Source organism: Geodermatophilus sp. SYSU D01176 (assembly GCF_054050015.1).
In genome coordinates this window covers 42,567-68,969 of record NZ_JBJGYN010000004.1, presented here as the reverse complement: position 1 = coordinate 68,969, position 26,403 = coordinate 42,567, and the positions used below count along the sequence as shown (strand labels likewise).

At 67.9% G+C, this 26,403-nt stretch carries 11 protein-coding genes; 10 read left to right on the top strand and 1 reads right to left on the bottom strand.

Annotation, left to right across the window (positions count from 1 at the left end; translation table 11 throughout):
- Positions 1-348 precede the first annotated feature (348 nt).
- The 10 genes from ACI78Z_RS04195 (at position 349) to mads8 (ending at position 23,278) form a co-directional block, all read left to right on the top strand.
- On the top strand, positions 349-2,157 hold the full coding sequence (locus ACI78Z_RS04195) for a GTPase domain-containing protein (protein ID WP_457035262.1): 1,809 nt from the start codon (positions 349-351) through the stop codon (positions 2,155-2,157).
- 5 nt (positions 2,158-2,162) lie between these two features.
- The gene (locus ACI78Z_RS04190) at positions 2,163-3,866 is read left to right on the top strand and encodes a GTPase domain-containing protein (RefSeq protein WP_457035359.1); all 1,704 of its coding nucleotides are present in this window, start codon (positions 2,163-2,165) and stop codon (positions 3,864-3,866) included.
- Between the two features lie 353 nt (positions 3,867-4,219).
- Positions 4,220-5,563: an HsdM family class I SAM-dependent methyltransferase gene (locus tag ACI78Z_RS04185; protein WP_457035261.1), complete on the top strand. Its 1,344-nt coding sequence runs from the start codon at positions 4,220-4,222 to the stop codon at positions 5,561-5,563.
- Complete coding sequence (locus ACI78Z_RS04180) at positions 5,560-6,717, top strand: hypothetical protein (protein ID WP_457035260.1); 1,158 nt, start codon at positions 5,560-5,562, stop codon at positions 6,715-6,717. The genes ACI78Z_RS04185 and ACI78Z_RS04180 overlap by 4 nt, the downstream gene beginning before the upstream one ends.
- Positions 6,708-7,646 (top strand): hypothetical protein, encoded by a 939-nt coding sequence (locus ACI78Z_RS04175; RefSeq protein WP_457035259.1) that lies wholly within the window; start codon positions 6,708-6,710, stop codon positions 7,644-7,646. The genes ACI78Z_RS04180 and ACI78Z_RS04175 overlap by 10 nt, the downstream gene beginning before the upstream one ends.
- A 762-nt stretch (positions 7,647-8,408) precedes the next feature.
- Complete coding sequence (gene mads2 / locus ACI78Z_RS04170; RefSeq protein WP_457035258.1) at positions 8,409-10,583, top strand: methylation-associated defense system DNA methyltransferase MAD2; 2,175 nt, start codon at positions 8,409-8,411, stop codon at positions 10,581-10,583.
- Entirely contained in the window at positions 10,580-11,992 is a 1,413-nt protein-coding gene (gene mads5 / locus ACI78Z_RS04165) for a methylation-associated defense system restriction endonuclease subunit S MAD5 (protein WP_457035257.1), read from the top strand. The genes mads2 and mads5 overlap by 4 nt, the downstream gene beginning before the upstream one ends.
- Positions 11,992-16,218, top strand: coding sequence for a methylation-associated defense system protein kinase MAD6 (mads6, locus tag ACI78Z_RS04160; protein ID WP_457035256.1), 4,227 nt, complete (start codon positions 11,992-11,994; stop codon positions 16,216-16,218). The genes mads5 and mads6 overlap by 1 nt, the downstream gene beginning before the upstream one ends.
- On the top strand, positions 16,209-17,843 hold the full coding sequence (mads7, locus tag ACI78Z_RS04155; protein ID WP_457035255.1) for a methylation-associated defense system protein MAD7: 1,635 nt from the start codon (positions 16,209-16,211) through the stop codon (positions 17,841-17,843). Before mads6 ends, mads7 begins: the two co-directional genes overlap by 10 nt.
- 116 nt (positions 17,844-17,959) lie before the next feature.
- The gene (gene mads8, locus ACI78Z_RS04150; protein WP_457035254.1) at positions 17,960-23,278 is read left to right on the top strand and encodes a methylation-associated defense system ATP-binding protein MAD8; all 5,319 of its coding nucleotides are present in this window, start codon (positions 17,960-17,962) and stop codon (positions 23,276-23,278) included.
- A gap of 306 nt (positions 23,279-23,584) precedes the next feature.
- On the opposite strand, the gene ACI78Z_RS04145 is transcribed toward mads8, so the two are convergent.
- Positions 23,585-26,377, bottom strand: coding sequence for a hypothetical protein (locus ACI78Z_RS04145; RefSeq protein ID WP_457035253.1), 2,793 nt, complete (start codon positions 26,375-26,377; stop codon positions 23,585-23,587).
- Positions 26,378-26,403: the final 26 nt, after the last annotated feature.

Below are 26,403 nucleotides of genomic sequence, written 5' to 3'. Positions count from 1 at the left end.
CCGGACCGACGGGAGCCGGCGACGCAAGGCGAATTCCAGCTCACCATCCGGCGACGTAGCCCAACGCCGACGAGTGCGACCATTCGCCAGACGTGGTTCGGCCCTGAGCATCCCTACGACTTTCGGAAGAGTCTCACCACAGCAATAGCGGCTGCCGCCGCCACGGCTAGTAGCTGCCTCGCTCGCGCCTTGGCATCGGCAACGCGGCCTGCCGAGCCAGTCGACGGCGCCGGTCAACTTCAGCTGCGGCTAGACCAGTTGGCGGCTCCGATGTCGAGCTGGCTAAACCAGCTCCGCGCCTCCCCAAGTTCGCACGACGGGCATCAGGATTTTCTCCGAGTGGCCCTAATGGGCCGCACCCAAGCCGGGAAAAGTACACTGCTTGAAGCTCTGACCGGCGGGGACGGCGCTCGCATTGGCGACGGCCGGCAGCGCTTCTCGCGTGATGTTTACAGCCGGCGCATCGCGGATCTGCAGGTGGAGCTCATCGACACCCCTGGGGTCGGCGCTCTCGATGGCCAGGCCGACTATGAACGCGCGTTCGGGGCAGTGCAGGGAGCGGATCTGATCCTGTGGGTGGCAGCTACGGACCCCACACAGGAACAGACCGCGAGAGCGCTGCAACAGCTGGCCGCTTTGGGCAAACCCATCATCGTCGCTCTCAACTGCCGCTTCGACCTGACCCATGAGTTCGCCTACCTTGACTTTCTCGAGGAACCAGGCATCGCCTTCCGTGAGGTGGACGATCACTTCGCGATGCTCGATGAGCATCTCAATCGCATGGGCGCGCAGCCAGTAACGAAACTGGCCATCCACGCCCAGGCCGCGTTCCTCGCGAGGTGCGGGAACCGCCCACGCAGTGAATCGGCCACGCTCGAAACCCTCAGCGGAGTCAACCGTCTCCTTGCCACTTTAGAGCGGGAACGACGATCACTGGCCCTTCAGCGTCGGATCATCCGTGACGTCGACGCCGTGCGAACGCCGATCCTGGAGGCCCTGACAGGGGTAGGAAGCGCCCACGCCGCCCTCCTCGCGGCCATCGCAGCCGAAGAAAAGCGGGCAAGCGACCTCCGAGGCCGCAGTCTCCGTGCTATCGACGCGGAGCTGGAGAACCTTGAAGCAGCCGTTGCAGACGCGATCTCCTTCCGTCGTTCATGGCACTTGCATGTCGACCTAGACGGTGAGGTAGCCGACGCGTGGAAGCGTGAAGTCCAAGAACTCTCAGGCGAACTGGAGAAGCTCTTCGGCGACGCACACGCGCGCCTCGTTCAGCGGCTCGATCACATCGCCAAGGATGTCGACGCCGAATGGGCGCATGCACCGACCGGCGGACTCGGCGACGATGAAGTCCCCAGCTTCTCGAACGTATGGGTCAACCGGGCGCTGAAGGTCGGGCTGGCTCTTGCCCCCGCGCTCATCCTCCTGGCGCCGGTCCAGGTCCCGGCTGTGGCGCTGGCGGCGGTTGGCTTCGGGCTAAGCCGGTTGAGCCGTCCGGTGGCGGGATGGATCGATACGGTGATCCATGGAGAAGCAGAGGTCCTTCGCAGGCGCCGAGAGCGCATTGAACGCTGGACTGCAGAGACACTGGACGGGCTCGCCAGTTCATCCGAGAAGAGCCTGGCGGACTCACGGAAAGCCTGGACGGATCGGATTCTCGAGAGTCACGCAGTCCTGAGCACAGAACTGTGCCGTCTGCAGCTCGTCCTCTCAGAGTGGGCGTCCTGCGGACAGGAGTTGGACGAAGTGCGCTCCGAGCTCGACAGCGCGACCGCCAAGGCGATCCTCCGATCCCATGGTCACTTCCGCGCGGCCGACTCGGTGCAACGGGCGACGCGCTTGCAGGGAGTCGCCACGGTCGTGGAGCTGTCCGAGCCGGCCTTCACCGAGGTCGCACTCTGCCTGGTCGGGCCAACCGTCGAGCCACTCACAGCCACGCCCGCCAACGCATCAGCGCCGGCCGTCGATGCTCTGCGGGTGATCATGGGCCTCTGCAGCTCTCCGCTCGGGCTCCGCCGGCCCTCGGCGGCCAGAACCACCATCACAATCCTGGAAGACCAAGTCACAGCTGGAATTCGCCAAGCGTGGGGCGACATAGCGCAGGCGCACCTGCGACATCCGGTGCTCGTGACCGACCCACAACAGGAGGGGCTGTCTTGACCAAGGTGCTCTTGCACGAGCTCGCGCTGAGAGCTGACGAACTGCTTGCGAGACTGCGTGAGCTTCTCGCCGACATCCCGGCTCCAGACCTAGCCGAGCGAGCGACCCGCAGCCCAGGGCCAGTCCCCCGGATCGTGTTCACTGGCCAGTTCAGCAGCGGAAAATCGACCTTGATCAAGGCGCTGACCGATGGCGCAGCCGACGTGGTCATCGACGCCAGGCCGGCGACTGACGCCGTCAAGGACTATGACTGGGACGGCGTCGTCCTCCTGACCGACACTCCCGGAGTCCAGGCGGGGATTCGCGATCACGACGATCTCGCCACGGAGGCGCTGGCGACCGCGCACTTTGTCGTGTTTGCGGTATCGGTCGAGCTGTTCGACGACGCGTGTGCGCAGTACCTGCGCCGGGTTGTGATCGACGGCAATCGTGCAAGGCAGACGATCGTTGTGATCACCAAGTCGGGAACGATGCCAGCGGCCCCCGGGGTCCGGGAGGAAGCCGTCCGCCAGGCGCTGCAGAACCCGGGCCTCGAGCTCCCTGTCGTTGAGACCGATGCCGACTTCTACCTGAGATCTCTAGAGCGTCCGGCACGGGGCGAGCAGATGCGCAAGGCGTCCAACATCGACAACCTCCGCCAAGTACTGAACGAACTGAGTCGACAATCCGGTGAACTCGCGGCGTTAGCTGCGCCCTATCAGCTCGTCAAGTCGCTATGTGCCGAGGCCGAGGCCTTAGTGGTCGCAGACCCTTCGGAGGCTGCCGCACTCGGCCTCCTCGGGCGTCAGCGTCGGGCCCTTAGCGATCGACGCCTTCGCATCGACAACCAGGTTGGCAGCCTGTCTGCCAAGTTCCGGTACAACTGTCAGCGCGTCGGCGAAGACTATCTCGTGCGCTGCGACGAGGCAGTCGCCGAATCGAGCAACGACGAGGCAGCCGCTGAGCAGGCGATGCAACGACTATCCGATGACTTGCGGCAACAATTGGTTGCGCTCGCCAATGAGTACGGAACGAAGCTGCAGTCGGTAGTAGAGCAGCAGATGACCGACCTTATGTCCGAAGTCGCCGAAATCGACGATAGCCCCCGGGCGCTGGCGCTACGTGAGCCTGAGGTTGCTATCTCCTCCCCGCGGGTTGGAGACGTTAGTGTTCGACCCCAGGCGACTGCGAGGTCGAGCCATGAGGGCGCCCCCTGGTTGAGAAAAATTGGTCCATGGCTAAATCGGTTCAATGAACAGTGGGGTGCCGGGTCTGGTCTGCGGGACAGTTCGGGAACCTTCGGGCACCGGGTGATCCTGAACATTGGACACAAGTTTGGAAAGCGATTCGCGCCTTGGGAGGCGGTGAGATTCGCCGACACAGTCGGCAAGATCGGCAGGTATGCGAGCAGCGCGCTGCCCTACCTGATGCTGGCGGTGGACGGCTTCCAGGCTTGGCAGGACGACCGTCAACGCGCCGCCGCGGAGCGAGCCGACCAACTGCGGCGAAGGCAACTCGTGTTCGACGTCTTGTCGCTCGCTGACCAGATCGCCGAACAGGCCGCCCAAGACCTTCGAGAGTGCATCGATCCCTCCTTCCGAGAGGCTTACGCCGAGATCGACCAGATGATCGCGGAAATCCGGAGCACCGCTGCGGCCCGTGGCGCTGTCTCAGATGAGCTGCGCGCTATCCAGGCTGAGGCGGAGCAGCAACTCAGCAGGATCGTCTGAGTCTGGTGCTCCACGTGCTGCGGCTCGGTGCCTCAATGGCTTCCGGGACGAGTCGCGAGACCGGGAGACGGTTTATGTCGGCGCTCATCGGAAGCGGCGAACCGGCACCCGCGTGGACCGCTGTATGCCAGCACGGCGAGCAACTTATCCGCTTCGCCCTCCGGGCGCTTAGCCGTGGCCCCGATCCGCCGAGTCTGGCGTTCACCGCCCAGCACAGTCACCCGGCGGCGGACGTGACCACGTCGACGTAGCCGACGGACGGCCGGCCGTCCGTCGGCCATACGGGTGAGCCGCTTGACCAACCGGCTCGGCCATGAGATGTTGTGCGGCTTTCCACAAAGACGGGGGAGTTAGTGATAAACGAACGCGGGTTGATGGACAAGGCTCAAAGGGATTTGTCATCCGCTGGCTATCCGCTGGTGCTGGCGGGGATGCCGTTGACTCTGCGGGATCGGCGTTACGAGCTCGATGCCGTTGGATTCACGTCGGATAAATCCGGCAGCCTGCGACCCTATGTCGTGATAGAGGTCAAGGGCAGTGCCCGGTTCGATGAGCAGGGCCTTCTCGACCGCTTCGCACTCATTCGAGACGTACTCGGGACCCGGCACCACTACGTGTTGGCCGGAGATCGCTGGCTGGCCGCAGATCCGGGACTGCGCGGCTTCGCTCACGTCGATTCGCTCCCTTTTCCGGAGAGGACCGATGGCGTCCTCCAGGACCGTGGTCTGCTGTCGGTGATCCTTCGCGCCCGGCTCTGGGCCCTCAGCGAGCAACTCCGTGGCGGGGAGGCTCATCCCACCCTCGCCGCGGTCCGGCAGCTGATCGCGGACCTGACGGCGAGCGGCCACGGCCGCCTTCCGCTGGGCGGCGACCAGGTCGTCTCGGTCGACCCACTACTCGTCTGGCAGGTCGTAAGGGACGAGATCCGTCACTTCCTCGTGCGTGCCCCGCACTTCGAGGAGTTCCTGAGCCCACCGTCGCTTGCTGGGCCACTGGTCAGGCTGCTGGGCGACACCGTGCCTTCCAGCGTGACAGATCCGTTCGCCGGACTCGGCTCGTTCCTGTGGGCGGCGGCCGACCGCACGTCGGCTCACGGCGGCGTCGTCGAGCTCTCCGGGATGGACGTGAATGCGTCCCTCGTCGAACTCGGTTCTGCTATCGCTCAGCTGTGTCCGTTTCCCTTCCGCCTCGAGCTCGGGAACAGCTTCACCGCCGAGGTGGCTCCCGTTGACGCGGTGATCTCTCAGCCTCCAGCGGGGCTACGCCTGCCCGAACCTCGCCTGCTGGCCAGCGGCGACGCGACCCGAGATGGCGACTTGGCCGCCATCGACGTGTGCCTCAGCCAGCTCCGACCGGGTGGCCGCGCGGTCCTCCACCTGAGCCGCGGGTGGACCTTCCGTGGGGGCGAGGCGGCGCGTTACCGGGCCTACCTCGCGCAGAACTGGCGAGTGGCCGCCCTGATCGGCCTGCCCAGCGGCGCCTTCAGCGGAACCGCGATCCCGTCGGTCGTCCTGGTGGTGGATCGAGCCGCCCCAGGGGAGACCTTCGTCGCCCAGCTGGAGGCCAATTGGGCGGCCGAGCTGGACGAGGACAGCGACGTGCTGCGCGCCTGCCTGGCGCATCTGCGCGGCGGTCCTTCCGACATGTCTGTCGGCGCACAGCTTGACGCGTCCGAGGGGGATGAGGAGTCCCGATGACGTCGCAGCTTGTCGACCTGCGGGGCGAGGGAACGTGGGATGTGCCACGGCTGCTGACCGCCGATGTGTCGCTGCTCTGGAACGACATCGAGGTCCGACGCCTGGGGGAGGTCGCTGAGATCTTCGGGCCCACCGACCTGGCGGTCGAGGACGAGCCGCTGATCCGGCCCGGTGACGTCAACCTGCGGACCGGTGCCGTCGCCAGCGGTCGCCGTGCGTCGGCGAGCAGACCCGTGCTTCGGGTGCAGGCCGCAGGGCGCGGCGCCCGACCCGGCGACGTTCTGGTGCCACTGGCCGGAGACCGTCCGTGCGTGCTCCTCTCCGCGGAGCACTCGGGCCTTGCGTTCGCTAACTTCGCCGCGATGCGCCCCATGCCAGGCGTTCCGGCGGCGTGGCTGTGGGCAGTGTTGTCGTCGCAGCGCGGGCTTCAGTTGCGTCAGGGGCACAGCGCGGGCACCGTGCCTCGGCCGACACTGATGGGCCTGGCGGCGATGCCGGTGCCCATGCCGCCGCCCGTGAACGCCGATGTCTACCGCCGGCTGGAGCCGTTCCTGGCGGTGGCCACGGAAGTTGGTGAGCCGGTCGTACGCAGCTGGTGGCGGGTGACCGGGCTGCCGGCCACCGGCGACTGGCGACTTGAACTGACGACCCCCAACCCGCGCCCACTGGAGGACGGCACGCCCCTGGAGGCCTACGCCGACGTCGTCACCGGTCGCAATCCGCGGGACACCTATCCCGTGCCACGGCCGGGCACGCGGCCGGTGCTGAACGGCAAGTCGGTCGATGGAACCGGGGTGACCCGCTTCGCCGACCCCTCCACCGGGATCGAGGCGCAGCCAGGGGACGTAGCCGTCGTCGAGGTGGGGGTGCGCGGGCGCGTCGCGGTCGTCCGCGAGTCGGCCATCGCGGGGAGCGGCGTTCTGTTGCTGCGGCCGCGCGCCCCCGAGTACGGGGACCCGCTGGCGCGATACCTGGGCAGCGAAACCGGCCAGGCCCTTCGGTCCGCGCTGGTCACCGGGATGATCCCCAGATTGACCAGGGCCGCGCTCGAGGAGCTGCCCGTGCCCGCGGAGGCCTTCACCGCCCCCGCGCGGTTCCAACCAGCCGACCGCCGTTTGCTGGCCGAGAAGCTGGAGCAGGTTCTGTGGGGCTAGCGCCTGGTTTTGTTCCCATCGTCTACGCGGAGATCTACCGGGGACTGCGTGCGCGCTGCCAACGGCAGCTGGAGGACCGTCTGGATGCCCTCGGACGCGACCTGGACTGGCTCCAAGTCACGATCGACCGGTACCAGCGGATGTGGGACCTCCGCATCGAGCAGGCTTTTCCCACCGACGCCCTCTTCGAGCCGGCTGGGGATGAGCACACGTTCCTGGCCGCCTGGATAGCAGCGGGCCTGCGGGGAGCAGGACCGTGCATCGAACTGGAGACGGAGATTCTGGAGCGGATCCGTCCAAAGGTCGGTGCCCACGGAGCGCCACACCGCCTCGTCGATCGCGTCAGCCGGCCGGCGCTGGTGGCCTGGGCGCTGGGGCAGGTGGTCGGCGACTACGACCGGACGCTGCCGGTCGCGTTTTCCGTCGAGCCGTCCAACCCTAATGTCAGGCTGGCCTATGACGGCTTGGTCCAGCACGTGATGGACCTGCCGTCCGGTGACGGCGAGTGGCCAGAGATGCTCGGTAGTTCGATCCTGTGGCGAGCTTGCGGACTCGCCGACGGGCTTCACCCGCAGCCCGGGGCGTTGAACCTGCTCACGAGCGTGGGTCACTTGATCCGCGACATGCGGTCGGTTGTTCCTCCAACCACTCTCGAACGGTGGCGCCGGGAATGGCAGGAGTTCAAGGGCATTCGTGACGGCTTCACGCACGTGACAGCGGGGGAGCGGGGACAGTACGGCTTCGCCGAGGTGGCCACGCGAATGCGTAGCCAGGACGACGTCCGAACAGCTCTGTCCAGTGCGACTCATTTCGTAGGCCACCAGATTGCACTGGATCTAAGCGATGAGGACCCTCGCGCGGTGGAGGGGGCCTTGAGAACCGTCGAGTACGAACTGGATGCCTACGAAGACATCGCCATCGACTTCTGACTTCGGTCGCCGGCGCCCGATTCATCGCTCGGCCAGGGACGGCGTGGACATCCGTTTCGCAAGCCGTAGCCAGAAACATCTGCATGCCCTCCTATGGGCACCGCAGCGACCGTTACCGCTACCCGAAAGGATCCCCCTTTGTTGTCCGCGACTTGCCACGGCGTGGCAGCGAGGAGCGCTCGAGCCCGCCCCCTATGGCCATTGCCGGCTCGGGTCGGGGCCGTCCATCCGCGTGGGATCGGATCCCCAGTCGCAGATCAGGCCGGCAGGCTGGGGTACTGAGACCTCGGCGCGACGTGTGCCAGGATGCGGCCGACGCCTGGACCGCCCGGCATGCCCCAGAGGCGCCGCTGGCGTCGATCACCTCCTCGACGAGCCGCGAGGGCGGAGCTGACAACGCACAGGTGGACGCCGGTCGTGGCGCGCCCGGTCCAAGCGGCGACCATCCAGCGCGGCGGTCAGCCGCTGGTGCGCGGCCGAGCCGGCCGAGACCAGACCAGTCCCGGCTGGGAACAGGTGTCGAACATGTGCCAAGGGGGCGCCCCTGTTCTAGGCAAGTTGAGCGGGGGCGGATCAGTCACGACTCGGTGTCACCCGCGCCTCGTGTCGGACCACTCCACTAGCCTGCACTGGCCAGGTAGGACTGGAAGTCGGGGCCGCTGGTCGTCCTGGTGCGGCCCGACAACTCGGGGCACTGGTCGCCCCCTGTGTGGCCCGACAACTCTTGGCATTGGTCGCCCCCGGGCGGCCCAGCCTTGCCCCGTGACGAGCACAACGGACAGGAATGTGATGGTGAGCTCAACCGAAATGGTTGACCCGACGACGCTGGACAGCGCAGCCCGGCCCGACACGGAGACTGAGGCGCGGGTCCACCACCTCGACGAGGGCTTCCTCATCGACTTCCTCACCGATAGGCCGATCAAGGACACCCCGAAGGAGCAGGTCCGGCAGCGGATTGTGCGGGTGCTCTTCCACGAGTACCAGTTCGCCCCGGAGGACATGGAGCTCGACTTCCCGGTCCAGGTCGCGACCGAGAAGGGCAAGCGCCGCGCCAAGGTCGACATCGCGATCTTCGCCCCGGGCAGCGAGCACACCGCCGACAACCTGCGCCGCGTGGTGGTTGTCAACAGGGAGCCCAACCGCGGCAAGAACGTCGTCAAGCTACGCACCTACGACCAGATGAAATCCGAAATGGCGTTCGTCCAGGACCTGCTCGGCGCGGAGGACTATCCCGAGCGCTGCTGGGGCCTGTGGACCGACAACGTCGACATCTTCTTCATCGAGAAGGAGACCACCCGATGGGGTGCGGACTTCCACGAGCGCTCGGGTTGGCCGCTGGCCGACGGCACTGTTGGCAGCGGCCAGGTGGTCTCCGCCCAGCAGCTGCGCCGCGCCGAGCCGGAGATGCTCAAGGTCACCTTCCGGCGCTGCCACAACTACGTCCACGGAAACGAGGGCATGCCGAAGGACGCCGCCTTCTGGCAGTTCCTCTACCTGCTCTTCGCGAAGATGTATGACGAGCGGGCCGTCCGCAGGGGCAGCCCGCGCCGCTTCTATACCTCGATGGCTGAGCCGTACGACGACGAGGGCCGCACCGCGATCCGGGTGCGAATCACGGACCTCTTCGAGGACGTCAAGCGGCAGTACGCCTCCTCTGGGCTCTTCAAGGCCAACGACGAGATCACCCTCTCGGACCGGGCACTCGCCTTCATAGTCTCCGAGCTGGCCCCCTACGACCTCGGCTTGACCGACATCGACGCGAAGGGACTGGCGTACCAGGAGTTGGTTGGCACCAACCTGCGCGGCGACCGCGGTCAGTACTTCACCCCGCGTGGCGCAGTGAAGCTGATGATCGACATCCTGGACCCGCAGGAGGACGAGACCGTCCTCGACCCGACCTGCGGCACCGGTGGCTTTCTGCACGCCACTCTCACCCACCTGCACCACAAGATGCAGGACGAGGACGGCACCCGCGGCATTCCGGATTCCCCGGAGCAGGGCGAGCGCTACCGTGACCGGCTGCGCAAGTACGCCGACGAGCAACTCTTCGGCGCCGACTTCGATCCGTTCCTCGTTCGCGCCACCTCGATGAACATCATGACCTTGGCCGACACCCCCGGCAATGTCTTCCACATGGACTCCCTCGCCTTTCCGCGCGGCCACCTTTCCGGGGTCGCCGAGGCGATCAAGCGGATCCCACTCGCGAAGGACGGCCGCAGTGGCGCCGTTGACGTGCTGCTCACCAACCCGCCCTTCGGTGCCGACATCCCGATCAGCGACGAGTCCGTCCTCGGCGATTTCCGCGAGGGCGTGGCGAAGTCTTGGTCGCGGGACAAGAAGACCGGCGAACTTGTGGCCAGCCCTAACCTGCCGGGCTCTATGGCACCCGAGCAGCTCTTCGTTCAGCGAGCCATTGAGTGGATCAAGCCCGGCGGCCGACTCGGCATCGTCCTGCCCAACGGCATCCTGTCCAACCCTGGCCCGGCAGACGAGGGGATCCGCCGGTTCATCCTGCGGGAGTGTTGGGTGCTCGCCAGCGTCGAGTTGCCGGTGGAGACCTTCATTGTCGACGCCAACGTCAACATCCTCACCACCCTGCTCTTCCTCAAGCGGAAGACGTTCGAGGAGAAGGCCGCCGAGCGGCTCAACGGCCCGGTCTCCTACCCGGTTTTCATGGCAGTCGCGGAGAAGGTTGGCTTCGACCGTCGCGGCAACGATCTCTACAAGAGGTCACCCAACGGTGACCTGATCATGGAGACGTACGAGGAGACTGAGTACCTGACCATCGGTGGCCAGCGGCGCACCCGAACGGTGAAGCGCAGCCGGCAGGTCATCGACAACGATCTGCCGGTGATCGCACAGAAATACTCAGAGTTCCGAAAGCGCCACCCGATTCCCGGTTATGACCCCCGCGAGGCGCGGGGAGTCGGCGCGTGAAAATCGCCAGCATCGACAATCCAGTCAGAGCCGATTGGTTCTTCGACCAAGGCCTCCGACTCGACGCATCGCCGTATCTGTCCGGTGCACTGGAGGCACGTAAGCGACTGGAAGCTCTTCCGAACACGGTGCGTCTCGACCAAGTCACGGCTGGCCACAACGGCGGCATCTTCAACGGCCCCAAGTTCAGCCGCGTGTACCTGGACGACCCTGAACAGAGCGTGCCCTTCCTGGGCAGCACGGACATGCTCGAGGCCGACTTCAGCTACCTGCCCAGGCTTAGCAAGCCCATTGCAAATGCGCTCGAGTACCTGAAAGTCGAGCCCGGGACCTCGCTAATTTCCTGCTCGGGAACCATTGGGCGGATGGCATATGCGCGGCCCGACATGGCAGGGTTCTGCACCTCGCAGCATGTGATGAAGGTGCAGTCCGATCCCGCGAAGATCCCGTCGGGCTACCTCTACACGTTCCTTCGTAGTCGCTTCGGCGTGCCTATGATCGTCTCCTCCGCGTATGGCGCGATCATCCAGCACATCGAGCCCCATCACCTGGTTGACCTGCCGGTGCCCCGATTCGATTTGGCGCTGGAGCAGCGGATTCACAACTTGGTCGAGCAGAGCGCCCACCTGCGGGCTGCCTTTCAGGCCGGCCTCGTGGGCGCTAGCGAGAACTTCTTTCGCAGCGTCGGCCTTCCTGAGCTCATCGATTACCGTTGGCATAGCGAAGAACCAGATCTTGGGTTCACGGTATCTGAACTGACCCCGCTGTCTCTTCGGGCCATGAACTTCACTCGTCGAGCCGTTCGTCTACGCGAGGCGCTTCAATCTGTTCCGTTCCGAACTCTGGGCGACATCTGTGCTGGCGGCACGCTTGAGCGGGGCATGCGCTTCACTCGGGTTGCCACTGAGCCAGGCGAGGGTGTTCCATTCATGGGACAGAAGCAACTGTTTTGGATCCGTCCGGAGGAGCGCTGGATTCGAGCCCCGAAGGGCTTCTCCCTAAAGGTGTCCAACGAAACGATCCTGACTGCGGCGCGAGGCATGCCGAGTGAGAACGGGCTATTTGGAAGGTCTGTGTTGATCACCGGCGAGTGGCTCAAGTACTCGTTCACGGAGGATCTGCTTCGAGTTGAGAGCGGTGACCCAGAGGTGCCGGGCGCCTACCTGTATGCATTTCTCCGCTCGCCCGTCGCTCACCGGATGTTTCGAAGCATGTTGGCGGGGTCTGGGCCCCAAAGCATTCACTCCTCGCTCCTGCATCAGATGCCCGTGCCTACTGCCACAGCGTCAGACAGAGACTCCATCGCGGACACGGTCCGACAGGCGTACCTCGACCGTGACCGTGCGGATGCGCTGGAAGACGAGGCGCTGTCGTTGCTGACGGCCGCGATTGAGGGGGCCGAGGGCTGATGGCGAGGATCGTTCCCATCGGGCCGCCCGTGAACGATGCGGAGCGGGCTGTCATTGCTCACCTGCGCGATCACGGGTCAGATGAGTGGACGGTCCTGCATTCCCTGGAGATCCCGGATAGCCGGGGCCGGCTCTTCGAGGTGGACCTCGTGGTCGTGACCGGCCACATGGTCTACGTGATCGATGTGAAGGGCACATTCGGGCGCATCGACGTGCAGGGGTCGCGGTGGATGCCGGCGGGGCGGTCCCCGTTCCACACGCCGCTGCCGAAGCTGCGGGAGAACGCCAAGCGGCTCAAGAGCCTCCTCGAGGAGGCATACCCTCAGCTCTCTCGCGTCTACGTCGATGCCGCGGTTGTGCTCTCGGCGGCCGACGCGCGCCTCGTCGACCACAACACTCCTCAACGCGACGCGGCTTCGACGGTCAACCGGCAGCACCTGGTCGCCCTGCTCGCCGACGTCTCCCGGGTCCCGACCGGCTCGTTCTCTGTCGACGTCGACATCCAGCGCCACCACGACACGATCGTCGAGGAGGTCAAGCGGATCGGTCGGGTGCCGACCGGCCCGCTGCAGTTCGGCAACTGGCTGGTGCTCGACACGCTGAGCGAGACCATCCACGCCGACGGGATCGACGTGGTGGGGGAGTATCGCGCGAAGAACGCCAACGCCGTGCAGGGTTCGGGCACGGTGCGGCTCGTCGTGCGGCAGGCCGACCTGTACGCGCCGACAGGCCAGCGGGAGAAGCAACAGAAGCAGATCGGTATCGCCTACGAAGCCCTGGGCAAGCTGCCGCCGCATCCGGCGATCGTCGGGGTGAAGGACTTCTTTCCCGACCCGGAGGACCGTGGCTTCGTCACCGTCTACGACGACATCCCCGGGCACGCGCTGCGGCTGCACCTGGGCGAGCAGCCGGTCGAGCCGCTGACCCGAGACCGGAAGCTGTTGATCCTGCGGCAGGTGCTCGCCGGACTGGCGCACGCCCAGTCCCGCAAGATCGTGCACCGGGCACTGAGCCCGGCCACGATCCTGCTCACCCAGGACGGCCGGGCGATGATCACTGGCTTCGACTACGCCAAGACCGCCCAGATGCGTGCCCACACGGTCGCCCTGGACGCCCACGCCGCCGCCGACAACGCCTACCTCGCTCCCGAGGCGCTGGAAAGCCCGGGCAAGATGACCGACAAGGCCGACATCTACGCCCTCGGCGTCATCGGGTTCGAGATGCTCACCGGCCACCTGCCGTTCGGCTCGGTCACCGAGCAGGTCAGGGCAGGCGGAGTGCTCCCGGAGAAGGACTTGGAGCAGGCCGACGTGCCCGCGCCGCTGCGCCACTGGCTCTCACTGCTGTGCGCTGCCAAGCCCGAGGACCGGCCCGACGCGCGGGAGGCGATCCGCCGCTTCGAGCTGGCCATCGGCGAGGTCAACCGGCCCAAGCGCCGGGTCGCCGGCGGAGGCGGGGGAGAGCCTCCGGCGCCGCCGGAGGCGTCGCAGGCCGGTGACGACGACAAGCGCCGGGACCCGCAGTACTGGCGGAACCTGCCGCGGGACTTCGCGCTCGGCACCAAGTACATCGTGCAGCAGCGGCTCGGCACGCCCGGAGCGAGCGGGGTGGCGTACCGGGTCTTCGACACCATGCGCAACGTCGATCGGGTGATCAAGCTGATCCTGCGCGACGAGGAGGGCACCCGGGAGCGGGCCCGCCGTGAGGGCATGGTGCTGTCTCGGCTCCAGGACGCGCAGGCCCATCCGAACGTGGTGCGGATGCTCGACGTCGACGTCCTCCCGCAGCCGTACCCGTATCCGTTCCTGGTCTTCGAGTTCGTGACCGGCGAGGACCTCGGCGAAGTGATCCGAGGCGGCACGCTCACCCCGAGCGACGTGCTGCGTATCGGTCTCGACGTCGCCGACGGGCTGAAATACCTGCACAGCCTGGACGTGTGGCACTGCGACATCAAGCCCGGCAACCTGCTGTGGACCGAGGACGGCGTCAAGATCCTCGACTTCGGCATCGCCAAGACCCCCGAGAGCACCCAGGGCCACACCGCCAGCACCCCGCGCTACACCCCGCCTGATCTCGACCAGGTGCCGGCCAGCGCCGCCGGCTACGTCGACCGGGATCTGTACGCGCTCGGGATCACGCTGTACGAGGCGCTCACCAACGCCTATCCGTGGGACGGCGCCAGCACGCCGCCGCCCGCGGTGTCGGCCGAGGACCCGCGCGAGCGGTACAGCCTTCCTGCGGTGCCGGCGAGACTGGTGGAGACGATCCTCAAGGCGATCTCGCCCGAACGCGGTGGCCGGTTCACCAGCGCCGAGGAACTCCACACCGCGCTCCTGGCGGCTGCCGAGCAACCGAAGCCGAAGCTCCCCGGGCCGGTGAAGCCCGCTCCGGTCGGGGCGACTGACGGCGATCGGGCCTCGTCCGAGCGCAACCCGTTTGTCGCCCATCTGCAGACGCTCTACAGCCAGAGCAGGCGCAGCAACCGCGGCACCCGCGGCATGGATGCGACTGACCTCCGCGTCTATGTGCTCACCGGGCTCGACCTGGCCCTGGCGCCGAGCGTGTTGGCGGGCAAGCATTCGCTGGTGATCGTCACCGGCAACGCCGGTGACGGCAAGACCGCGTTCCTGGAGAGCCTCGCCGCGACCGCACGTGAGCGGGGTGCGACCTTCACCTCCGAGCGGGCCAACGGCACCGATTTTGAGCTCGACGGGCGCCGCTTTCACACCAACTACGACGGCAGCCAGGACGAGGACGGTGTCGTCAGCGACGAGGTGCTCGCGGAGTTCTTCGCTCCCTTCGCCGGTGCCGACGAGGTCGGTGAGCTGATCGGGGAGACGCGGCTGATCGCGGTCAATGAGGGCCGACTGGTCGACTTCCTCAGCCACCACTCGGGGAAGTTCGCGGCCCTGACCCGGATCGTCGAGGTCGGGCTGCGTGGCGAGGACGACGAGCCCGGGTCGGTTGCGGTGGTCAACCTCAATCTCCGCGATGTCACCGTCCGCTCGGCCGCCGCGCGCAGCGGCGATGGATCCTCCGACTCGATCCTCGAGCGGATGCTCGACTCGATGGTCCGCCCGGAGTTCTGGACCGCCTGCGACGGCTGTGCCCTCGCGGAGGGCTGCTACGCCCGGCAGAACGCGGCCACCATCGCCCACCCGATCGTCGGACCGCAGGTCAAGGAGCGGATGCGCCGGATCTACGAGGTCGCCCAGCTCCGCGGTCGACTGCACATCACGCTGCGCGACCTGCGCTCCGCACTGGCCTACACCCTCACGTCGGGGCGCGACTGCGCCGAGATCCACGACCTCTACGCCGCGCAGCGGTCCGAGCCGATCCTGGCCAGCCACTACTTCAGCGCCTACCGGGGCGGCGACGCCGGGACCGAGCGTGATCGGTTGCTCCTCCAGCTCCGCCATGTCGACGTCGCCCGACCACCTCAGCCGGTGCTCGACCGGCGTCTGGCCAGCGAAGGCCTGCTAGAGCACTACCTGGTGAGCGCCACCGACCGGATCACCCCGGAGCGGAACCTGCTCCGGGCGCTGCACGCCGAAGTCAGCGGTGCCGACGCCCACCCGGATGACGTCATCGGCTTCGTGTCCGCAGCCCGCCGACTGTCGTACTTCGAGATGCGCGACCCCGGCGAGGCGATCAAGATGCTGCCCTACGCCTCGGTGCAGTCCTTTCTGAAACTGCTCGACGGCAAGCGGCCGGTGCCGACCGGACTCTTCCTGGAGGCACTCAACCGCAGCGAGGGCGTCGTCTCGTCGGAGCTTGCCGCCGGTGGGCTCGTCATTCGGGTCCGCGACGTCGTACGCGGCACCATCCGCAGCCTGCGCCGCTTCCCCGGTGAGGGCTTCCGGGCCGGCCGCGTCGGCACCGACGCCCACCCGTACCTGGAGACTCGGCCGACGGCGTTGAGGCTCACCTACACCGACCCGGGCCGGGCGGAGATTCCGCCGGCGGAGCTGCGGATCGGGCTGGATCTCTTCGAGCTGATCGAACGGTTCCGCCGTGGCTATCAGGCCAGCATCGACGACGACCAGGGCTACGCACTCGCACTGGCGGTGTTCAAGAACCAGCTCGCCGCGGTGCCCTACCGGGAGGTGCTGTTGACCGTTGACGGGTCGGCGATGCACACCGTGCGACGCAGTGATGACGGGGTGCTCCACCTGATCACCCAGGAGGCGCTCGTGCCCGCAACCGAGGAGGCGGAATGGCGCTAGACAACAAGGACCGTGCCTTTCGGTGCGACACGATCAGCCGCATCGACTACAAGTCGCTCACCATGGACCGGGTCCTCACCGCGTTCCTGGCCAGGCTGTGGCACGGCGGTGTCACCAGCCGGGTGCGGCGGGCCACCGACCTGGATGTCGACGCCTATCTCGAGCTGTTGGTCAGCGACAAGTCCGGCCGGTTCGACGGGTTCGCAGACAACGAGGACATCAGCCGCCGCTGGGTCGCATCCCACCTGCTCGACCTGGTGAACCGTGGCCGGGTGACCGAGGCGGTGGCCGGGCCGCGTCCGTTGCACGGGTTCGCCTACCGGCTGCGCAACACCACCCGGTCCCGCCCCTACGGCGCGGACGAGCAGCTCTACGAGATGCTCGCGGTCAACGACCTCGCCCTGAACGCCTTGCGGGAGTTCTTCTTCTCCGACATCGACCCAGCCACCGGCGAGGTCGTGCCGGGCCCCGACATCGACGTGGAGTCGCAGGCGCTGCTCAGCATGGTCGAGGCCACTCAGGGCAAGGCACAGGACCGCCCCGACGGTTCATCGCGTCGGGAGCAGAAGCAGCTGTGCCGCCAGCCGGCCGAGTTGCTCGGTGAGGACGTGCTGCGACTACTGCTGCACCGGGAGTTCATGCCGCGCACCGTGCTCGTGGAGCACCTCAAGATCCTGCTCTCCTTTCACCTGGCGCTCTACCACCTGCGGTTGTTCAAGCTCGTGCCCGCCGCCGTGCGCGACGGCGCCGTCGATCACGCCTGCACTGTCGGTCACAAGCGCGACGAGCAGTGCCGCTTCCGCCCGCATCTTTTCGTCGACGTCGCAGGCTCGGACAGCGGGCCGCCCGCGGCGTATGCGGTCCACAGCGCGGCCACCTGGTATGGCCGGCTACCGCAGTTCGTCCGAGGCACGTTCGCGGTGCTGAAGCTCACCGACTTCGCCAAGGACCTGCACCGGCGGGGCAAGCTGTCGATGCCCGGTCGGGATCACCTGCCGGCGGCCGATGCGATCGCACTGCTGGACAGGAGGTACGAGGCGGACCGGGAGGTCTTCTTCGACATGCGGGTGCGTCGAATCCTCGACGACGAGGAGGAGCCGCTCGCCCCCGAGCTGCAGACCATCATCGACCTCGACCTGAGCCGGCTCGACACCTACCTCGAGCTGATCATGCACTACCGCGGGGCCTTTCAACGTAAGTATCTGGTCGACTGCCTGGACTCGATGTTCCTCAAGGGTCGGGCCGGGGAGCTGCTGACCCAGCCGCGGGGCAGGGCCGGCGTGCGTCGCTTCGTGCTCGACTCCCGGCTGCTGGAGGTGCTCTTGCAGGTGTGCCTCGTGCAGCCCGACGACTCGGGGCGGATGCGCACCCGGCCCATGCGGGTCGACGAGGTCCTCGACACGCTGCAGACCCGCTACGGGCTCTACATCGACACCCTCCCGACCGAGGACGGCTTCCACGGCCCCGACCTGCCTGACCGGGCTGCGCTGCGCGCCAACACCGCCGCCTTCGTCGACCGGCTTCGCGAGATCGGCTACTACCGCGATCTCTCCGATGCCTACCTGACCCAGACCGTCACCCCGCGCTTCACCATCGGCGCTCACCCGGAGAGGAGCACCCGCTGACGGCCACCGCGGTCGGACTGACCGAGCCCACCCTTGCAGAGATCCGCAGCGCCCTGGAGGACGTGCTCGTCCCTCACCTACTTGGGCTGCTCACCAGCCGGCAGGCCGGCCACTGCATGCGCGTCACCGAACTCGATGGCGAGCTCGCCGCCCGCCTCGTGCACCGGCTGCGTACCGCGACCCTGCCGGGCACCGTGGTCTGCCTGCTGGCGACCGACGAGGAGGTCGCCCAGGGCGACGACACCCTGGTGACCAGCACCCAACTCGTGGAACTGCGGAATCGGCCGGTCGAGGGGACCTCGGGGCCGATGCTGGTCTTCGTGCCCCCGGGCCTTCGTGCCAGCGCCGAGGACTCCTTCGGGGTGGCCACCTTCGAGGAGATCGAGCTCGGCAACGCCTACGCCCTGGTGCGCGCGGAGCTGATCAGCCGGGTGCCGGCCTCGCTCCGCGGCGGGATCTTCCGCCTAGAGCAGGCCCTCACCGCGAAGAGGGACAACCGCTCCACCGACCAGGCATGGGTGCGCTACCTGCTCACCCTCGCCGCCAACGACTACGAGCCCGACGCCGCCGGGGCGGCGCTCTACTGCTTCGGCCTGGTGCCTGACCTGTCGCTGTTCACCGACGTCGAGGACGTGCCCGAGCGGGTCGGCCGCAACCGAGCCCACGTCGACGACCTCAGCCGCAGCGAGCTCGACGAGCGCCAGCGGGTGCTCTCCCTCGGCCTCACCGACCCCGACTTCACCGCCCGCCTCGCCCGCTTCGCCGGCAAGATCGGTCTCGAGGACCGCGCCGTCTGGACCCGCCGGATCATCACCGACCGCGATAACCGCAGCCTGACCTTCGACAGATGGCCCGCACCCAGCGAACGTGAGGTACAGCTCAAGATCGACCTCCACGCCGTCGGGCTCTCGGTCGTCGGTGACGACCCCGAACACGTCAAGACCTACCCGGTCTTGGAGACCCTCGCCGGACAGCCGTACCTGATCGCCGGGCCCGCCGGTGCCAAGGACATCGCCGCGACGATCACGATCGACCCGGCGCTGACCACCGCCGACGGGCTGCTCAAGCTCCGTGTCGAGTTGGTCTCCGAGGACGGCGAACCGACCGGCAAGGTCGTCAACGTTGCGGCCGGCGCACGCCCCAAGAGCAGCTACAAGGGCACCATCCGCAATCTGCGCAAGGCCCAGCTCGACGAGGGCTGGCACCGCCTGATCATCACCCCGCTCGCGGACACCGATCGCCGGATCGTCACCGCCCCTGCCTCGGGCATGAGCGAGCTGTTCTACGTCGTCAACGCCGACGAGAGCGAGGAGCCACCCGAGACCCGAGCCCAGCGGTACGAGAGCCTCACCCACGCGATCCAGCGGCTCGCCTTCGGCCGCCTCGCCGACGGGCGCCCCGACAAGGAGCTCACTCCCGGTGAGGTCTCGTGGGTCAACGGCTCGCGCACGACGGCGCACGCCAGCGCCAACGTGCACGTAGCCGGGGGCGGCGGGGTCGAGATCAGGCTGTCCCGGCTGCTGACCCAGATCGAGCGCGCCACCGTGAGCAGCCCGCGTGAGCTCGGCATGTGGCAGCTCGCCCTCGGCCAAGAGGGAGCCGCCGCAGCCCCCGTGCGCGACGAGATCCCCTGGGTGGCCTCGCTCGGGCCCGCGGCGGAACAGGCCTTCGGTGTGTTCATCGACCTTCGCGACACCCTGTTCGAGGCGATCGCGGGTACCGGTGCGTCCGACGACGACGAGCCGGGCGGTGTCGTCGAGACAACCAATCTCCCGGCGCTCTCAGCCGAGATCGTCGCGTATGCGGCCAGCTATCAGCGACTGATCGCCGCGCAGGCCGCCCATGCCGGAGAGGTCGCGAAGAGCGAGCGGGGAGCGGCGTTGCGGGCCCTTGCCGGGCTGCAACAGATCGATGCCGTCGCGGTGCGCTATCTCGACGCGATCGGTGACGTCCATCGAATCCTGCTGGTCGGGCCGACGCATCCGCTGCGGTTGCTGTGGTTCTCCCAGTGGAGCGGTGTCGGCGCAGCCTGGCGCAGGGAGCTCGCCGCCCACACCAAGGAGGCCGCCGCCGACGCGGCAGCGAGCTTCTTCAACAGGCTCGACTCCCTCGGTTTTCCCTTCGCCGTGCCGCGACAGGACAACCACCACCTGTTCGCCGCGGTGGGCAACCTGACGCCCTTCTGGACCGCCCTGGTCCACCCACGTACCGACGACGCGATCGGCCTGCTCAACAAGCTGTCCGCCGCGCTCGGCGTACCGGATGCACCCCGTGCCGCCGGGGGCAACCAGGCGGCCGGCGTGCTGGCCGACAGAGTGGAGCGGTACGTACGTCAGCACGCCTATGTCCGCACCCTGGTTGTCAACGTGATCAACCCCGGCGACGCGGCACTGATCGCCGAGATGCTCCTGGAACTCCAGCGCCGCTCGACGACCCGGGACCTAACTTACGACCTGCGGCTGTGCACTCCCAACACGGCCATGCCCGGTATCGGCGAGGCACTGGCCGACCTGACTCGCTCCGACAGTCGATTCACTAGCGACGAGGCCGACGCGTTCGGCTCCCGTCAGGACGGCAGCGTGCCCAAGCTCGCCTACTCGATCCGGTCCATGGACGAGTTCGAGAACCGCACAGCCGAGTTCGAGGCTCACCTGACGATCTTTGTCGACGCCTTCTCCGGTGAGGAGCACGAGACCGGGCCGGTCCAGCACATCGCGCACCCGCCGGCGTACGGGCTGATCCAACAGGCGACCACGGCGTTCGACGGTGAAGACGACGGGGCCAGCGTCACCTGGCGCAAGACCCCGGTCTTCGCCCGACCCGGTGCCACGGCCAGCGGCCTCAGCGACATGCTCGCCGAACTGCCGAGCACGCTGGCCCATGCCGCGGCCAGTGTCGCCACAGACGGCACGGGGACCGGGCATGTGCCCACCACCATCCTCACCCTCGACGGCCAGCAGCGCTCCCTGCTGCACCAGGCCCACGACGTCAGTGACTGGGTGGTCATCATCGACCGGACGCTTGGGCTGGAGTACTTCGACCGTGCAACGGGGGGCGCAGGCAGCAGCGACTTCGTGATCGACTACGTCGCCGGCCGCGTCGGTCTCGGCCGTCAGGTCCTGGTCAGCTCGCGCAAGGTCGAGGAACTCCGGGGCCTATTGAGGCCGGTGATCAGCGACCACGGGGTGGCGGTCGACGACCGCCACCTGCAGACCTTCTTCGAGCAACTGCGGTTGCTGTCGGGCAGCCTCGCCTTCAAGCTCTCCTCCGCTGCGCGTAATCAGCGCGCCGAGGTGCTCGGGCTCGCCTTGGCGCGGCTCTACCTTGAGGGCCAGCAGGCGCTCGGTGAACAGATCGTCGTACCCCTCGACGCCCACCAGGACCTCTACGTAGAGGCGCGGCGCCGCTCGGGGGCGGAGCAGTCGCTGCGGCGTACCGACCTGGCCCTCTTCTCCTTCGACGCGAAGCGACGGACCATCACCTGCCGTCTGATCGAGGTCAAGGCGTACTCCAGGATCGGCACCCTCACCGAGCACGAGGCGCTGCAGCGATCGATCACCGAACAGCTCGAGACCTCACAGACCGTGCTGGCCGAGCAGTTCGATCCCCACCTCGCCAACCCGGACCGGGTCGACCGGGCGGTGAAGAACGTCGAGTTCGCTGCGCTGCTGCGGTTCTACCTTGAGCGCTCCGAGCGCTACAGGATGGCCAGGCGCTCCGTCAGTACGCACGCGCGCCGGCTGCTGGAGACCCTCGACGACGGGTTCGCCCTCTCCTTTCAGCGAATCGGGCTCATTTTCGAGCTCGCGGGTCAGGGCAGCGATCCTGAGGTCATCGATGGTGTGGAGTTCCACCACATCGGGCGTGACGAGATCGATGAGCTCCTGGCCGGCGTGCCGACCGAGCTCGACCGGCCACGCGACGCCACTGAGCCCTACGCCACCACCGTGCCGGCGCTCACCCGTTCTCGGCGCGAGCACGCCGCCTTCCGGGCTCCCTCGCTGGAGGCGTTGGAGGACGAGCCGCAGGAAGCCGAGACCGACGGGCAGCCGACGCCGGCTCTGCCTCCTGTCGAGCCCGGCCGAGAGGCGGCCACGGCCGCTGTGTCCGAAGACTCCGATTCGCCGTCGCCAAGCGACCGGCCGAGCGTGAATGACGAAGCCTCGGTCGCACCCGCGGTCGTTGGTAAGCCTGTCCCCGCCGTCGAGGAGGTGTCGGCCGCCTCGCCGCCGGGGACCACACCACCGGTGCTCCTTGGCGTCACGAACACGACGCCGCAATGGGCGATCCTCGGTGAGGCCGCCGGCGGCCGGAAGGCGGGTCTCGACCTCAACGAGACCCACACCATCAGCCTGTTCGGCGTCCAAGGCGGCGGCAAGAGCTACACCCTCGGTTCCATCATCGAGGGCGCGACCCTGCGCTCTCCTGGTGTAAACCACCTGCCGCACCCGCTGGCCACCGTCGTCTTTCATTACAGCCGCACCCAGGACTACGCACCCGAGTTCACCTCGATGAAGCACGCCAACGACGTCGAGGGTCAGATCTCTTTGCTGCGTGCCCGGTACGGTGCTGAGCCCGCTGCGCTGGAGGACGTCCTGCTCCTCGCGCCCCGGGACCAGGTCGAGGAGCGCCGCGCGGAGTTCCCCGACCTCGACGTACAGCCGCTCCTGTTCGCCTCCTCCGAACTGCAGGCCGCGCACTGGCGCTTCCTGCTCGGCGCGGTGGGTAACCAGGCGATGTACGTCCGTCAGCTCATGCAGGTGCTCAAGGCCAATCGCAACAGCCTGAGCCTCGCCACCGTGCGTCAGGGGGTGGAGTCCTCCGGCATGGCCGACAACCTCAAGGACCTCGCTCGGCAGCGACTCGACCTAGCCGCCGACTACATCGACGACTCGGTGCGGATTTCCGATCATGTGCGACCAGGACGGCTGATCGTTGTCGACCTGCGCGACGAGTACATCGAGAAGGACGAGAGCCTCGGCCTCTTCGTCGTGCTCATGCAACTCTTCGCCGAGGCCAAGGTCGACGGCGGCCACTTCAACAAGCTCGTCGTCTTCGACGAGGCCCACAAGTACATCGACAGCCCCGACCTCGTCGACGTGCTCGTCGAGTCCGTCCGCGAGATGCGGCACAAGGGCATGAGCATCCTGGTTGCCAGCCAGGATCCGCCCTCCGTGCCGGTCTCCCTCATCGAACTCTCCGACCTCGTCGTGTTGCACAAGATGACGTCGCCGGCCTGGCTCAAGCACATCCAGAAGGCCAACTCCGCACTTAACGGTCTTCGGCCCGAGAACCTTGCTCACCTGCAACCAGGGGAGGCGTATGTCTGGGCGGGGAAGGCCATCGATCACGCCTGGACGCGCAACGCGGTCAGGGTGTCCTTGCGGCCTCGAGTGACGCGACACGGCGGCGGGACAAAGACAGCATCGCAGTGAGCGGCGCGGCATCTCGCTCGCTGCCGTTGTCAGCGGACGAGACCCGCCGATCTCGCTGCCTCGACGGCACGAGCCGCCAACCCGATCAGCACACCGCTGTCAGTCGGTGGAGGACTCGTCGTGCCCGGTCCCGCTCGACTGCCGCGATCTCCACGGCCAGCTCGAGAAGTCAGTGACCGAGGTCGGAGGCACCGTGTTTGGCGATGCGGAGGGAGGAGGGGCCGGCATGGTGGCGCCCAACGGCGACGCCACATAGGCGCGAAGCCTCCGGCGGCGTTGCTCGGATCGGGTGGCGACAGCGGGCGATCACCGATCCCGGTAGCGGTCATACCGCGCCGGCCACGGGACGTCGGCTCGGTCGTGGCGGCAGTGGAGACAGACCGCTCCGTCCGCCTCCGGCAGGAGCAGCGGCACGCGGCGGCGGGAGCCGCAGTGGCCGCAGGCGCGCAGCACCATGCGGTCGGAGTGCAGCTCCCAGTCCGCCGCGAAGCGGCGGGCCGCTCCCGCGAGCGCCAGCTGCGCGCCCAGCCAGACCTCGGCGGGCACGTCGGCGCGGCGCACGATCCCGGTCCGCGGGGAGGCGGCCGTGAAGACGGCGGCCAGCCGCGGCGCGGGCCTGTGCAACCAGCGGGGGTAGCCCAGCGTCGGCGCAGCCACGTACAGCGAGTGAATGCGCCGGAGCAGCGCCAGCGGTTCGCCCAACCGGCGGGCCAGCGCGGGCAGCTGGCCGGGGCGCATCGGCGGGCCGGCGAGGCGGGGCACCTCGGTCGGGTCCGCGTCCCGGCGGTTCCGCGTGCCGGACGGCATTGGTGGGTGGCAGATGTCCATGGCCAGCCGGAGCAGGCGGGGATCGGTGACGGCGGAGAGGCGGAAGATCCCGTCCGTGATCCCGAGGGCGGCGCGCAGGTCGGGCAGCCACTGCCGGGATGTGGAGGGGAACGGCACCCCCGCGCGCAGTTGCTCCACCATGGACAGAAGCAGCTCCGCCACGCCGGGGGTCAGCGGCGGGGTGGTGGCGCCCGCCAGGGGGATCTGGCACGTGCCCTCGGCGTCGTGCAGCAGGAAGACGCCCTGCCAGCGCAGCCGCCGCTCCCAGCCCCGGCCGCGGTGCGGGCCCCGCTCGGGCGTGACGGTCAGCTCGAGGGCATCCAGCAGCGGCGCCCGGTACCGGACGCTGTGCGGATCTCGCAGGTCGACGAGCAGGTCCAGCAAGACGTCCACGGCGACGCCGCGGGCGTGGGTGCCATCGACCAGGTGCGCCGGGCGCTCCAGCCGGTCGCGTCGCTCCTGCAGATGCACGCACTGTGCGCTCAGCGCGTTGTACTCCTGCTTGGCAGAGAGCAGTGCCGGGCCGTCGAGTTGGATCCACTTGCCCTCGTACCGGGCGAGTGCCGCCCGCTTCTCGGTCAGCTCCTTGGCCAGGCCGTCCAGTTCCGCGTTGTGCCGGGCCTCTTCCTCGGTATCGCGCTCCGCGAGCCAGCGGGCCAGGCGGTCGGCGTGGTCCACCAGCGCGGTCACGACCGAGGCGACCAGCGCGCGATGCGGCACCCGCACATAGGGATAGCGTCTACGGCCCTCGGCCCTCAACTCGATCGAGTAGACGACGTCGCCATCGCGGCAGCGGGGCTTTAGCCGGCCGAGTCCGGCAGGTGTGCGCACGCGGAGCCCGGCGAAGGTGTAGCGGCCCCGGTTGCGGTTCCGGGTGCGGCCCTCGTGCAGGACCTTCTTGATCCGAGTCGCGTCCGCGGCGGTGAGCCAGTGACCGCGGGCGGGCCGGAATCCGGCGATGTATAGGTGGGAAGCCCCAGCCGCGGCTGGCATGGGAGCGGTCCGGGTCTCGCCGCCCGGGTCCTCGGCCGGCGACGACGGATCGTCGGCGGCGGTGAGGTCGACCGACCCGAGGCCGTCTCGCGGTGCGAGTGTCGCTACCGGCTCCAAACCGGCGGGTACGGAGATCCGCTCATGGATGAAGTCCTCCAGGTGATCCAGGATGGGGCGACACACGTTGCGGGCGAGGCTGAGGCCGTCGGGGGTGCGGCGTGCGTAGCGGCCAGCTTTTCCGCGCTGGCGCGCGGCCTGGGTGTTCCAGCCGTGCGCGAGCAAGTAGTCGGCACACGCCTCGTAGCCCCATTCGGGCAGGCCGAAGTGGGCGAAGAACCAGCAGAGCAGCTCGACGCGGTCGACGAGCTCGCCGTGGCCCAGCGCGACGTCGGCGACCGGGCCGGAGAGGACCTCCGCGGCGGTGGGGCGGGAGCCGGGTTCGTCGAGGTAGCAAATCCGGATCCGGCGTCGGCCGCCGAGGCGTCGGAGTACCGCGATGTCGGTGCCCGGCGGTACCGGGTGCTCGAAGGCGTAGGCCACCCGGCCGTTGACAAACTCCTCCCCGGTGTTCTCGTAGCGGCCGTTGATGCCCCGCACGCCGAAGTGCTCGGACTCCTGCTCCCCGCCGCGTCCGGCCCGCAGCAGTTCGTCGCGGACGTCCGGGCCGTAGGCGTGCGGCGGCCGGTCGCCCAGGAAGATCCACGGCACGAAGTGGCGCCGCTTGGCTTGCGCCTGCAGGGCGGCGTCGATCGGGCTGGCGACGAAGTCGCCGCGGCCCAGCCGGGTGGCCTCCTGGCACGCAAGTAAGACCGCGTTGTGGGCCAAAATCGCGTTGTCGGCGATGTCCTTGGCGAGCGGTTGCTGGAGGAGCGTCTCGTCGATCTTGCGGCCGGTGCCGACGGACAGGTGGACGACCAGGTTGCTGGCATAGCGGCGGACGAGGACGAGGTTCTCGAAGGGACGACCGCTGCCGGCCTCGACGCTGCGGATGATCCTGCCCTCCGCGCGCAACTGCTCCACCAGAGCGTTCTTGGCGGGTAGCGCGGCGCGGTCCACGTCGATGCCGTGGCGGGCCAGCAAGCGCATTCCGCCGAAGAGGTTGCCGACGGCTAGTTCCGCGCTCTTCGTTCCCCACCGGCCGCTTTCCCGGCCGATGAACGCCGCGGTGCCGCCGGCATCGAGCAAGGCCCGCAGCGCCTCCGGGCAGGCGGGTGTCAACCGCAGGGCGCCGCCGCAGGATGTCGCAGGCGTCGACTGAGCCAATGTAGGAATGGCCATAAACCCCTCCTGGCTACGCTGCTGGC